Annotated in this window: 11 protein-coding genes; 9 read left to right on the top strand and 2 right to left on the bottom strand. The window is 71.0% G+C overall.

Going from position 1 to position 13,182, the window contains the following annotated elements:
• The 8 genes from nusA (at position 1) to AC1DYG_RS17190 (ending at position 10,331) form a co-directional block, all read left to right on the top strand.
• A complete protein-coding gene (gene nusA, locus AC1DYG_RS17225) occupies positions 1-1,083 on the top strand; it encodes a transcription termination factor NusA (RefSeq protein WP_477641096.1) in 1,083 nt (360 codons plus the stop codon).
• Positions 1,084-1,094: 11 nt separating this feature from the next.
• Positions 1,095-1,439, top strand: coding sequence for a YlxR family protein (locus AC1DYG_RS17220; RefSeq protein ID WP_477641095.1), 345 nt, complete (start codon positions 1,095-1,097; stop codon positions 1,437-1,439).
• A 190-nt stretch (positions 1,440-1,629) separates the two neighbouring features.
• A complete protein-coding gene (gene infB, locus AC1DYG_RS17215) occupies positions 1,630-4,554 on the top strand; it encodes a translation initiation factor IF-2 (RefSeq protein ID WP_477641094.1) in 2,925 nt (974 codons plus the stop codon).
• 137 nt (positions 4,555-4,691) lie between these two features.
• The gene (gene rbfA / locus AC1DYG_RS17210; protein WP_477641093.1) at positions 4,692-5,213 is read left to right on the top strand and encodes a 30S ribosome-binding factor RbfA; all 522 of its coding nucleotides are present in this window, start codon (positions 4,692-4,694) and stop codon (positions 5,211-5,213) included.
• A complete protein-coding gene (gene truB, locus AC1DYG_RS17205) occupies positions 5,200-6,114 on the top strand; it encodes a tRNA pseudouridine(55) synthase TruB (RefSeq protein WP_477641092.1) in 915 nt (304 codons plus the stop codon). The genes rbfA and truB overlap by 14 nt, the downstream gene beginning before the upstream one ends.
• Positions 6,115-6,124: 10 nt before the next feature.
• Positions 6,125-7,084, top strand: a complete 960-nt coding sequence (locus AC1DYG_RS17200) for a bifunctional riboflavin kinase/FAD synthetase (protein ID WP_477641091.1) — start codon at positions 6,125-6,127, stop codon at positions 7,082-7,084.
• The gene (gene rodA, locus AC1DYG_RS17195; RefSeq protein ID WP_477641090.1) at positions 7,048-8,229 is read left to right on the top strand and encodes a rod shape-determining protein RodA; all 1,182 of its coding nucleotides are present in this window, start codon (positions 7,048-7,050) and stop codon (positions 8,227-8,229) included. Before AC1DYG_RS17200 ends, rodA begins: the two co-directional genes overlap by 37 nt.
• Before the next feature lie 233 nt (positions 8,230-8,462).
• Complete coding sequence (locus tag AC1DYG_RS17190; protein ID WP_477641089.1) at positions 8,463-10,331, top strand: AMP-dependent synthetase/ligase; 1,869 nt, start codon at positions 8,463-8,465, stop codon at positions 10,329-10,331.
• Between the two features lie 15 nt (positions 10,332-10,346).
• Here the strand turns inward: AC1DYG_RS17190 and AC1DYG_RS17185 are convergent, their stop codons facing one another.
• A complete protein-coding gene (locus tag AC1DYG_RS17185) occupies positions 10,347-10,961 on the bottom strand; it encodes a protein-L-isoaspartate O-methyltransferase family protein (protein ID WP_477641088.1) in 615 nt (204 codons plus the stop codon).
• Positions 10,962-11,118: 157 nt separating this feature from the next.
• On the opposite strand from AC1DYG_RS17185, the gene AC1DYG_RS17180 reads away from it, so the two are divergent.
• Positions 11,119-12,261 carry an alpha/beta hydrolase gene (locus AC1DYG_RS17180; RefSeq protein WP_477641087.1) on the top strand — a complete coding sequence of 381 codons (1,143 nt, stop codon included), beginning with the start codon at positions 11,119-11,121 and terminating at the stop codon, positions 12,259-12,261.
• A gap of 19 nt (positions 12,262-12,280) precedes the next feature.
• On the opposite strand, the gene AC1DYG_RS17175 is transcribed toward AC1DYG_RS17180, so the two are convergent.
• On the bottom strand, positions 12,281-13,144 hold the full coding sequence (locus AC1DYG_RS17175; protein WP_477641086.1) for an SGNH/GDSL hydrolase family protein: 864 nt from the start codon (positions 13,142-13,144) through the stop codon (positions 12,281-12,283).
• Between the last annotated feature and the right edge of the window lie 38 nt (positions 13,145-13,182).

The following is a 13,182-nucleotide window of genomic DNA, read 5'->3' as shown; positions in this document are numbered from 1 at the left end:
ATGGACATCGACCTGGCTGCACTGAGGGCGCTGGAGCGCGAGCGCGACATCTCCCTCGACATCCTCATCCCCGCGATCGAACAGGCCCTCCTGGTGGCCTACCACCGCACCGACGGTGCCTACCGCTCGGCTCGGGTCGAGCTCGACCGCAAGACCGGGCACGTCATCGTGTGGGCCAAGGAGGAGATCGAGCAGCCCGAGCGCGCGGAGTCGGACGCGGACTCGGAGTCCGACGCGCCACCAGCGCCGGTCGAGCGTCTCGTGCGGGAGTACGGCCCTGAGTTCGACGACACCCCGACCGGCTTCGGCCGGATCGCCGCGTCCACCGCCCGGCAGGTCATCGTGCAGCGGCTGCGCGACCTCGAGGACGACGCGATCATGGGTGACTTCAAGGGTCGCGAGGGCGACGTGGTCGCCGGCATCATCCAGCAGAGCCCCGACCCCCGGGTCGTGACGGTCGACTTCGGCACGGTCGAGGGCATCCTGCCCCTGGCCGAGCAGGTGCCGGGGGAGAAGTACGTCCACGGGGAGCGGCTGCGCTGCTTCGTCGTGTCCGTGCGGCGCGGGCCCAAGGGGCCCCAGATCGGACTCTCCCGCACCCACCCCAACCTGGTCCGCAAGCTGTTCGCCCTCGAGGTGCCCGAGATCGCCGACGGATCAGTCGAGATCGCCGCCCTGGCGCGTGAGGCCGGACACCGCACCAAGATCGCGGTGCACTCCAAGGTCGCGGGACTCAACGCCAAGGGCGCCTGCATCGGTCCGATGGGAGCTCGCGTCCGTGCCGTCATGACCGAGCTCCACGGGGAGAAGATCGACATCGTCGACTACTCCGAGGATGCCCGCACCTTCGTGGCGGCAGCCCTCTCGCCGTCGCGGGTCCAGTCGGTGCAGATCGTCGACCCCACCCTGCGTTCGGCGCGCGTCATCGTTCCCGACTACCAGCTGTCGCTGGCCATCGGCAAGGAGGGTCAGAACGCCCGCCTGGCCGCCAAGCTGACCGGCTGGCGGATCGACATCCGCCCCGACACCGCCCCCGTCGCAGCGTCGTCCGCAGGTGCGGATGACGCCTCCGATCGGCAGTAGGGGCTAGACTGGTGGTGACCGACCGGACTGGACTCCGGCCAGCGGCATCGCGCACGACCCTCCACACCTCGCACGGGCAACCGACCCGGACGTGTGTGGGATGCCGCCGGACGGATAGCTGGTCGGCACTCCTGCGAGTGGTCGCGGAGACGGATGAGACCGGAGCAGTCCGGCTGACTCCTGACCTGCGGCGTTGCCTGCCGGGGCGCGGCGCTTGGCTGCACCCCACCGGCGACTGTCTTGAGCAGGCCCTACGCCGCCGGGCGTTCGGTCGCGCGCTGCGTGTCAGCGCCGCGCCCGATCCGGCAGCGGTCACGGCATACGTCGAGGGCCTGGGCGAGGCCACGAGCACCTAGCCCTCATCCGAGGGAACCGTCCATCTCCATGGGAACCACACCGTCTCCATGGGCACCGGTTATGTCCATCGAACCGAGAATCGGGTTTGACGCTGATGAGCATTCGATGAGAACTCAGCAATGAGCTCCCCCCAGCCTTAACGACGGTCCGCGCCTGTCACCTGACACACGGACCAGGAACAGGAGAAACGTGGCCAAGGTCCGTGTAAGCGCGCTCGCCAAAGAGCTCGGCACCGACAGCAAGACGCTGATCGCCCACCTCAACAGCATTGGCGAGTACGTCAAGACCGCCAGTTCGACGATTGAGGCCCCCGTCGTCCGCAAGGCGACCGAGACATTCCCCGAGGACCTCAAGAAGGCTCCTGCCAAGAAGGCTGCAGCGAAGCCGGCCGGTCCGGCCGCTCCCGCTGCGCCTGCCGCCCCGGCGGCGCCAGCAGCGCCCGCTGCTGCTCCCGCGGCTCCGGCTCCTGCCGCGTCGGCTCCGGTCGCCCCGGCCCCGGCGCCCGCGTCCCCCGAGACGGTGTCGGCTCCCGCTGCCGCTGCACCGGCGAGCCCGGCTCCCGCCGCGCCTGCTGCTCCGGAGGCTCCCGCCGCCCGTGCCGACGTCCCGTCCTCGCGTGACGGTGACCAGGGTCCGGGTGCCCCCGCGTCCCCGCGTCCCGGCAGCACCCCGCGTCCGGCCGGCTCGGCCCCCGGCGCTCCCCGTCCCGGCGCACCGCGCCCGGGCAACAACCCGTTCGCGCCCAGCCAGGGCATGCGCACCGGTCGTGAGGGCGGTCCCCGCGAGGGCGCGCCCCGCGAGGGCGGCGCACCCCGTGAGGGTGGCGGCCGCGACAGCGCCCGTCCGGGCAACAACCCCTTCGCGCCCAGCCAGGGTATGCCGCGTCCCCAGAGCCGTCCCGGTGCCGCCGGTCCGCGCCCCGGAGGCACGGCAGGTCCCGGTGGACCCCGTCCGGCCGGTGCCCGCCCCAGCCCCGGCATGATGCCCGACCGCAGTGCGGTCGGCCGTCCTGGTGACCGTCCCGCCCGCGGTGGCGCACGTGGCCCCGGTGGCCCCGGCGGTGCCGGCGGCGGTCGTGGACCCGGTGGTCCCGGAGGCCCTGGTGGCCCCGGCGGTGGCGGCGGTTTCGCCGGTCGCCCCGGTGGCGGTGGCTTCCGTGGTGGCGCCGGTCGCGGCTCGACCGCAGGTGCCTTCGGGCGCGGCGGTGGCCGTCCCGTGCGTGGCCGCAAGTCCAAGCGCGCGAAGCGCCAGGAGTTCGAGCAGATGCAGGCGCCGTCACTCGGTGGCGTCACCGTCCCCCGTGGCAACGGCACGACCCTCATCCGGGTGCGTCGCGGCTCGTCGCTGAGCGACTTCGCCGACAAGATCAACGCCAACCCCGGTGCCCTCGTGACGGTGCTCTTCCACCTCGGCGAGATGGCCACGGCCACCCAGTCGCTGGACGAGGACACCTTCAAGCTGCTCGGTGCCGAGCTCGGCTACAACATCGAGGTCGTCTCCCCCGAAGAGGAGGAGAAGGAGCTCTTCGACGCCTTCAACATCGACCTGGAGACGGGTATCGAGGGTGAGGACGACGAGGACCTGCAGGCCCGTCCGCCGGTCGTGACCGTCATGGGTCACGTCGACCACGGAAAGACCCGCCTGCTCGACGCGATCCGCAACGAGGACGTCGCCGGTGGCGAGTCCGGTGGCATCACCCAGCACATCGGTGCCTACCAGGTGCACAAGCTGCACGAGGGCGTCGACCGTCCGATCACCTTCATCGACACCCCGGGTCACGAGGCGTTCACCGCCATGCGTGCCCGTGGCGCCAAGGTGACCGACATCGCGATCCTCGTGGTCGCGGCCGACGACGGCGTCATGCCGCAGACCATCGAGGCGCTCAACCACGCCCAGGCTGCGGACGTGCCGATCGTCGTGGCGGTCAACAAGATCGACGTCGAGGGTGCCAACCCGGCCAAGGTGCGCCAGCAGCTGACCGAGTACAACCTCGTCGCCGAGGAGTACGGCGGCGAGACGATGTTCGTCGACGTGTCGGCCAAGGCCGGGCAGAACATCGACGCCCTCCTCGAGGCCGTCCTGCTCACCGCCGACGCCGCGCTCGACCTGCGCGCCAACGCCGACCGCGACGCCCGCGGTGTCGCGATCGAGGCCAACCTCGACCGTGGCCGTGGCGCCMCGGCCACGGTGCTGGTCCAGGCCGGCACCCTGCACGTCGGGGACGCCATCGTCACCGGGTCGGCCTACGGCCGCGTTCGCGCGATGCTCGACGAGCACGGCAACAACCTCACCGAAGCGGGTCCCTCCCGTCCGGTGCAGGTGCTCGGTCTGTCCTCGGTCCCGCGCGCCGGTGACACCTTCGTGGTGGCTCCGGACGACCGCACGGCCCGCCAGATCGCCGAGCGCCGCGAAGCCGCGGACCGTCAGGCCTCGCTGGCCAAGGCCCGCAAGCGCATCTCGCTCGAGGACCTCACCGAGGCCCTCGCAGCAGGCAAGGTCGAAACCCTCAACCTCATCCTCAAGGGTGACGTGTCCGGTTCCGTCGAAGCCCTCGAGGACGCGCTGCTCCAGATCGACGTGGGCGACGAGGTCGACCTGCGCATCATCGACCGCGGTGTCGGCGCGATCACGATGAACAACATCAACCTGGCCATGGCGTCCAGCGCGGTGATCATCGGGTTCAACGTCCGCGCCGAGGGCCAGAACGCCGACTACGCCGAGCGCGAGGGCGTCGAGATCCGCTACTACTCGGTGATCTACCAGGCCATCGAGGAGATCGAGGCGGCTCTCAAGGGCATGCTCAAGCCGGAGTTCGAGGAGGTGGAGCTCGGCACCGCCGAGATCCGCGAGATCTTCCGCTCCAGCAAGTTCGGCAACATCGCCGGTTCCATCGTGCGCAGCGGCGAGATCAAGCGCGGCACCCGGGCCCGGATCACCCGAAACGGTGTGGTGGTCTCCGAGAACGTCGAGATCGCCGGACTGCGCCGGTTCAAGGATGACGTCACCGAGGTCCGCGAGGGCTTCGAGTGCGGCATCAACCTGGGGTCCTACAACGACCTCCAGCTCGGCGACCTCATCGCCACGTACGAAATGCGCGAGAAGCCCCGCGCCTGACGTAGGTCGGATGAGCCGGGGGCGACCATTGGTCGCCCCCGGCTTCGCCTGAGAGCCTGATCCGCACCACGTGATCGTCAAACCCAGGCTCACCAACACCTGCTCCACCACAGACATGAGCACCAAGGAGTCCTCGCATGGCTGACGCCGGACGCGCCCGCAAGATCGCCGACCGCATCAAGACGCTCATCGCCGCGAACGTCGTGTCGATCGTCAAGGACCCCGACCTGGGTTTCATCACCATCACCGACGTCCGGGTGACCGGCGACCTCCAGCACGCCTCGGTCTTCTACACCGTGTTCGGTGACGAGCTCCAGCGCGACAAGACGGCCGCCCTGCTCGAGAAGAACAAGGGTCGACTGCGGTCGTTCGTCGGCCAGCAGATCCAGATCCGGCTCACTCCCAGCCTGGACTTCTTCGCCGACGCGATCCCGGAGACCGCGGCGCACATGGAGGACCTGCTGCGCGAGGCCAAGGAGCGCGACGAGGCGGTGGCCGCTGCTGCGGCCGGGGCGACCTACGCCGGCGACGCCGACCCCTACCGCAAGCCCGAACCCGACGAGGACGATGCCGAGGCCGACTCCGACGCCGACTCTGCAGGCGTCGAGGGCTCTCCCACCGACGGCACCCGGGACAACGGCGCGGATGCCCGCGCCTGACGGCCTGCTCGTCGTCGACAAACCGTCCGGCTGGACCAGCCACGACGTGGTCGGCCGGACTCGTCGGCTGTGCGCCACGCGCAAGGTCGGCCATGCCGGGACCCTTGACCCGATGGCGACCGGCGTGCTGGTGCTCGGCATCGGAAGGGCCACCCGGCTGCTGACCTTCCTGGTCGGCTGCGACAAGGACTACACCGCCACCATTCGGCTGGGCCAGACCACCATCACCGACGACGCCGAGGGGGAGGTCACCTCCTCCGCGGCCGCAGACGGCGTCACCACGGGACAGCTCGAGGCGGCGGCGCGGCAGCTGACCGGTGACATCCAGCAGGTGCCCAGCTCGGTCTCCGCCATCAAGGTCAAGGGGGAGCGCTCCTACCACCGGGTCCGCGCGGGCGAGGACGTCGACCTGCCCCCGCGTCCGGTGACGGTCAGCCGGTTCGACCTCCTGGCCACCCGCCCGGGTGACGTGGACGGCATACCCGTGCTCGACGTGGACGTCGAGGTGACGGTGAGCTCCGGCACCTACGTCCGGGCGCTCGCCCGCGACCTAGGCGCCGCGCTCGGCGTCGGGGGCCACCTGACCGCGCTGCGCCGCACGCGGGTCGGCGCCTTCACGCTCGACCAGGCGCACGACCTGGAGGCGCTCGGTGCCGTCGGGGACCCCGAGCAGATCCCGGTCACCCCGCTCGCCGACGCCGCTCGCGCGCAGTTCACCGTGCGCGAGCTCACCGCCGCGGAGACCACCGCGGTGGGCTACGGCCAGCGGGTCGACTCCGCTCAGGAGGGGCGCACCGAGCCGGTCGCGGCCTTCGCGCCGGACGGCCGTCTGGTCGCGATGCTCGACGAGACCGGTCGCCAGGCGAGGGCGCACGTCGTGTTTGCCCCGGCTGGTTCGTAGAGTGTCCTCCGTGCACCGCTGGACCGATCCCGCCCAGACCCCCGAGGGCCTGCGCCCCTGCGTCGCCACCTTCGGCAACTTCGACGGTGTCCACCTCGGCCACCGAGCAGTGCTGGCCCGGCTGGTCGCCGAGGCGAGCGAGCGTGGCCTGCCCAGCGTCGCCGTCACCTTCGACCCGCACCCTGCGGCGATCTTCCACCCCGACACCCTGGAGCTGATCGCGCCCGGGCGGGTGCGCGACGAGCTGCTCGAGACCACCGGCATCGACGGCCTGCTCGTGCTCGACTTCACGCGGGAGTTCGCCCAGCAGACGGCCGAGGAGTTCATCGTCCGCACCTTCGTCGAGACGCTCGGCGTCAGCGCGATCGTCGTGGGCGAGGACGCCCGCGGGTTCGGACGGGGCTACACCGGCGACGTCTCCACCCTCGCTGCGCTGGGGGAGGAGCACGGCTTCGACGTGGTCGTCCTCGACGACCTCGGCAACGGCGAGCGCTGGTCGTCCTCCGCGGTCCGGCGCCACCTCGCCGCCGGCGAGGTGGGAGCCGCCGCCGCGATCCTCGGACGGCCGCACGGCATGACCGGCACCGTCGTCCATGGCGCCCACCGCGGGCGCGAGCTGGGCTACCCGACCGCCAACCTGGCGCCCGACTCGCTCGGAGTGGTCCCCGCGGACGGGGTGTATGCCGGGTGGCTCACCCGGGTGGCCAAGCCCGCCGACGACCCCGAGCGGACCCTGCCGGCAGCGATCTCGGTGGGGACCAACCCGACCTTCGACGGGACCGTGCGGACCGTGGAGGCCTACGTCCTCGACCGGACCGACCTCGACCTCTACGACGAGGAGGTCACCGTCGAGTTCGTCGAACACATCCGACCCACCCTGCGCTTCGACTCCATCGACGAACTGCTCGAGGCCATGGCCGGGGACATCGAGACGTGCCGACAGGTCCTGGCCTCGATCGTCCCGTCCTGACGAGCAGGTCCCGCACCGGCGGGACCTGGGCCAGGGCGAGTGGCGGCGCGGCGCTGTGGAACCGAAGTGACTGGGGACTGGTCGTCGCAGCCCTCGGGCTCTCGCTGATCGGTGCGCTGCTCGTGTGGTCGGCGACCCGGCACCAGGCCGGGTCGGCCTACCTCGTGCGGCACCTGTTAAACACGGCCCTCGGAGTGGCGCTGGCCGCGGCGGTGACCAGGACCGGGTACCAGCTGCTCCGGGCCGTGGCGCCGCTGCTCTACCTCGCGTCGGTCGCCGGGCTCGTGCTGGTGCTCACCCCGGTCGGGTCGACGATCAACGGGTCACACTCGTGGATCCAGCTGCCCGGCGGGTTCTCGGTCCAGCCGTCGGAGTTCGCCAAGGTCGCCCTGTGCCTGGGCCTGGCGATCCTCCTGGGGGAGCGGATCGACCGCCAGGCCCAGCCAGACAGTCGTGACCTGCTCCTCGCCGTGCTCGTGGTGGCCCTCCCGATCGGGCTGGTCATGCTCCAGCCGGACCTCGGGTCGGCCCTTGTCCTCGGCGCGCTCGGGTTCGGCGTGATCGCGGTCGCGGGCACACCCAAGCGCTACCTCGCGGCTGCGAGCGCCCTCGTGGCGGCGGGGGTCGTCGTGGCCCTCACCACACCCGTCCTGAGCGACTACCAGCGGGATCGGCTGACGGCCTTCGCCGACCCGCGGGCGGACCCACAGGGGATCGGCTACCAGACCCGTCAGGTGCGCATCGCGATCGGCTCCGGGGGCTGGCAGGGTCAGGGGCTGTTCGAAGGGCGGCAGACCCAGGGCGGGTTCATCCCCTACCAGCAGACCGACTTCGTGTTCTCCGTGGCAGGGGAGGAGCTCGGCTTCCTCGGCGCGGCGGGCCTGCTGCTGCTCCTGGGGTTCGTGGTGCTGCGCGCCGTGCTCGTCGCCGCACGGGTCCAGGACGCCTTCGGTCGGCTGATGGCATCCGGTGTGGCCGCCTGGTTCCTGTTCCAGGTCTTCGAGAACGTCGGCATGAACCTCGGGATCACGCCCGTCACGGGACTGCCCCTTCCGTTCCTGTCCTACGGCGGGTCCTCGATGTTCGCGTGCTGGCTGGCGGTCGGACTGGTCAACAACGCCCACCTGGCCTCACAGCGGCGCTGAACCACCCGGCATACCGAGGCGACGAGACCACAGCGCAAGAAGCGTGACGCTGTGACGGTCCTCACGCGCAACGTCCAACTGTTTGGCCACAATCGCGCTCGAACACCCCCGTTGGCCCCTCGTGCATGGCACTATCCCGGGAACCCCCTGTCACCCCCGTGTCACCACCCTGTGACCCCCTGTCACCCACTGTGACCACCATTCGCCCCCTGTCACCGAGCCGAGGACGGTCAATGTCGACTCAAGCACCGCACGCCACCTCCACGAAAGCCGCCTCCAGCAACGAGCGCGTCAACACCGCCGTCCTGGAGCAACGCCCCGCCACCGTGGCCCACCTGTTTCGTGACCGGGTCGCCAAGACGCCGCAGAGCGAGGCGTTCCGGTTCGCCGAGGACGACTCCTGGTCGTCGGTGACGTGGAGCCAGGTGCGCGAGCGCGCCTACCGGCTCGCGGCCGGCCTGATCGCCCTGGGCGTCCGGCCCGAGGACCGGGTGGCCATCGCCTCGTCGACACGCTACGAGTGGGCGCTGGCCGACCTCGCCGTGATGTGCGCCGGCGGTGCCACCACGACGATCTACCCGACGACGATCGCCCCTGACGTCGCCTACATCCTGTCCAACTCGGGCAGTGTGGTCGTGTTCGCCGAGGACGACGACCAGGTCGCCAAGCTGTGGGAGCGCCGGATCGACCTGCCGGACATCGTCCGCGTCGTGACCATCGACGGCACCGCCGACGGTGACTGGGTGATCAGCCTCGACGACCTCGAGCAGATGGGCGCCGAGCTGCTCGCCACGAACTCCTCGGCCGTCGACGACCGCATCGACGCCCTCACCAAGGACCAGCTCGCCACCATCATCTACACGTCGGGCACGACGGGCCGTCCGAAGGGCGTCCGACTCAGCCACGACGCGTGGACCTACGAGGCCGCCGCCACCGACTCGATCGGCATCCTTGGCCCCGATGACCTGCAGTACCTCTGGCTGCCACTGGCGCACGTCTTCGGCAAGGTGCTGCTGACCCTGCCCCTGCAGATGGGCTTCCCGACGGCCATCGACGGCCGTGTCGACAAGATCGTCGACAACCTCGCGGTCGTCCAGCCGACCTTCATGGGTGCCGCACCGCGCATCTTCGAGAAGGCCTACGGCCGGATCACGACGACGGTCGCCAACGAGGGCGGCGTGAAGGCCAAGCTGTTCGCCTGGGCCACCGGCGTCGGGGCCAAGGCCGCCGAGGTGCGCGCGCGTGGCGAGGAGCCCTCGGGTCTGCTCGCCCGGCAGCACGCCGTCGCCGACAAGCTCGTGCTGCACAAGGTGCGGGCCCGTTTCGGCGGCCGGATCCGGTTCTTCATCTCCGGTTCGGCGGCGCTCAACAAGGACATCGCGACCTGGTTCGACTCGGTCGGCCTGGTCATCCTCGAGGGCTACGGCCTCACCGAGACCAGCGCGGCGTCCTTCGTCAACCGGCCGGCCACCAACGTGATCGGCACCGTCGGCTGGGCCTTCCCCGGCACCGAGGTAAAGATCGCCGAGGACGGCGAGGTCCTGCTGCGCGGTCCCGGCGTGATGGAGGGCTACCACAACAAGCCCGAGGAAACGGCCGAGACCAAGGACGCAGACGGGTGGTTGCACACCGGTGACATCGGCACCCTGGACGACAACGGGTACCTCAAGATCACCGACCGCAAGAAGGACTTCTTCAAGACGTCGGGCGGCAAGTACGTCGGTCCCTCGCTCATCGAGTCGACCTTCAAGGGCCTGTGCCCCTACGTCAGCCAGTTCATGGTCTATGGGTCCAACCACAACTTCGTGACGGCCCTGGTCACCCTCGACGCCGACGCGATCAACGAGTGGGCCGGCCTGCACGGCGTCACCGGCGACTACCGCGCCATCGTCACCTCCCCGGAGGTGCGCGACATGGTGCAGATGTACGTCGACAACCTCAACGTCAACCTCAACCGCTGGGAGCAGATCAAGAAGTTCACGATCCTCGACCACGACCTCACCATCGAGGACGGTGACCTCACGCCCAGCCTCAAGCTGCGCCGCAAGGCCGTCAGCGAGAAGTACCAGACCACGCTCGACGCGCTCTACACGAGCCAGTAGGCCGCGCGAGCCGGGCTAGCCAGCAGGACCCGGAGCGGCAGGTCCACGAGGCGGGTCGGCGACGAGGGGCACGAAGCGGTACCACCCGTGCTCCTCGACCGCCGGCCCGTTCTCGCGTGCCACCACCCGCAGCATCCGCCCCGCCACGGGGATGACGAGCACTCCGTGCGGTGCGAGCTGCCCGACGAGCTCGGAGGGCAGGGCCGGCGCCTGCGCCGACACGAGGATGCGGTCAAAGGGTCCGTATGCCGCGTGGCCCAGCTGGCCGGGCACCGCCGCCTCGACGTGCGCCCACGGCATACCCCTCGACGCGAGGTTCGTCGCGCCGAAGGCCGCCAGGTCGGGAACCCGCTCCACGCCGGTCACCCGGCCCGCCGGTCCGGTGAGGTGGGCGAGCAGCGCCGTGGACCAGCCCGACCCGGAGCCGACGTCGAGGACGCGGTCACCGGGCTGGACGTCGAGCAGCTCCAGCATCTGCCGGACGGTGGTCGGTTGGCTGTTGGTCTGGCCGTGACCGATCGGGAGCGGCGCGTCGCGCTCGCTGTGGCGTCGTTGGGCGGGCGGCAGGAACGCCAGGCGGGGCACCGCCTGCATCGCCGCAGCCACTCGTTCGGCCGTGCTCGGCACCATCCCAGTATCGCCGGACGGGTCGTTCAGCGCCCAGCGGGCCGGGTCCTGACGGCCGTCCCTCCCAGCCAACCCCCAGCCGGGACGCAGCCCCCTCACATCGGCCGCGCGCACGCTGGGGTTCGTGCCCTGCGGTGGGGCCGGGTCGGAGGTCTGTGGCATGCCCCTGCTGGGTTGGCCCCTGCTGGTCACGCTGGGTCTGGCGACGGTCCTCGCGACCGTCCTGGCGCTCGTGCTGTGGTCCCGCGTTCGCGGCCCTGCCCCTGTGCGTGTGGGGCAGCGGCTCGCACTGGTCGTGGCGGGTCAGCTCGCGGCGGTGCTGCTGGTCGCGGCTGCCCTCAACGACTACGGGTACTTCTACGGGTCGTGGTCGGAGTTGCTGGGCACGTCGGCCTCAGCCGCTGCGGCGGTCCACGCCGGGGTCAACCCACCGGCGAGGCGCCATGGCGCTCTGCCGGTCGCGGCCACCCGCGACGCCTCCCTCGCGAGTGTCGACTCCTGGTCGACGCCGGCGCAGTGGGCCACGCGGGGCCGGGTGGAGGCCCTCATCCTGTCGGGCGCGCACAGCGGCCTGTCCGAACCTGCCGCCGTGTACCTGCCGCCGCAGTACTTCCAGAGGGCGTACGCGCGGACCGTGTTCCCCGGGGTCGAGGTGTTCACCGGCTATCCGGGCACCACGATGGCATTGGTCTCGAGGATGAAGTACCCGGACGTGCTGCTGTCGCAGATCGACGCGCACCGTGCGCTGCCCATGGTCCTGGTCATGATGCGTCCGACCGTGGTGCCGCCGCGCGACACCGAGTGCAGCGACGTCCCGGCCGGACCCCAGACCCTGACCTACTTCGGTGAGGACGTCCCGAGGGCCGTGTCCCAGAGCCTGCGGGTCGCTCCGGTCGGCTGGGGGGCCATGGGCGACTCCACGGGTGGCTACTGCGCTGCCAAGCTCCTGCTCACCCACTCCTCGGTCTTCACGGCCGGGGTGTCCCTCTCCGGCTACTACCACACGCTCCGCGACGGGACGACCGGTGACCTCTGGGGTGGTTCGCCGGTGCTGCGCGACCTCAACGACCCGGAATGGCTGGTGCGTCACGAGCCGGAACCCCCTGTCTCGCTCTTGGCGACGATCGGGTCCGGCGAGATCGGTGGCACCGGGATCCGCGACACCCGCCGGTTCGTCGCCCTCGTGCACGCCCCCATGTCCGTGACGACGGTCGTCGTCCCCGGCGGCGGACACAACTTCGCCACGTGGTCGGCCCTGATGCCGCAGGCCCTCGACTTCCTGTCCGCCCACCTCGCCGCCTGACCATCCGGCCCAATCGTCCTCAGGGTGGTGTGGAGGCCAGGAGGGCACGGGCGATCACCTGGTGGCCGGCGGCGTTCGGGTGGTCACCGTCGGAGGACAGCAGCGAGGTGGGGTTGCGGTTGCCGTCGGTGCTGAGGAACGGCGCATAGAGGTCCACGCACGTGTCACCGAAGGTCCGCGCCGTCGCGCAGATCGCTCGGTTGGCTGTCACGGTCACGCGGTCGCTCCAGTCGGCGAAGCCCGGCCCGCGCTGCCGGTCGGCGACGTCACCGTCCTCGAACACGTTCCAGTACGTCGTCACCTCGACCCTCTGACCGGGGTGCCCCAGGACGCTGATCCGCGTGAGGTCTGCAGCGAGCCCGCGCGCCATGGCCGCCACCGCGGGCGTCAGGCACGGCGTTCCGCACCCGGTCTGCTCCCACCGGTCCTCGAGCGGCCCGAGGTCGTTGGCCCCGATGGTCACCACGACAAGGTCGCCGGAGGCCACCGACCTCGACGGTCCCGGGCGGGTCAGCTGGGTCGCCAGCGAGCCGGTCGTCAGCCCGGGTGTGCCGAGGTTCGTGGCAGTGGCAGCCCGTCCGTCCCGGGCGGCGAGCAGATCGGCCAACCGCTCCACGAACGGTGCGCAGGCGCAGTTGGACCCAGCCGTCACCGAGTCGCCGAGCCCGACCACGAGGAGCGGACCAGGGTCGGATGCGGTCGGGGCAGGGGAGGCCGAGGTTGGTGCGCTCGGCCGCTGGGAGCCGTGCGTCAGCCCTGGCGAGGAACGGGCAGGGGCAGGTGGCCAGGCCACGGCGAGCACTGCCGCGAGGGCAGCGGCGAGGGCAGCGGCGAGCACTGCGGCGCCCGCGACGACGACTGACGGCAGCAGGTGGCGAGGCACCGCGCGATGGTAGGAACCGTTGCTGGGAGAATTGTGGG

The sequence above is a fragment of the Pedococcus sp. P1_H8 genome (assembly GCF_056405175.1).
This window is presented reverse-complemented; position numbering and strand designations above follow the sequence as displayed.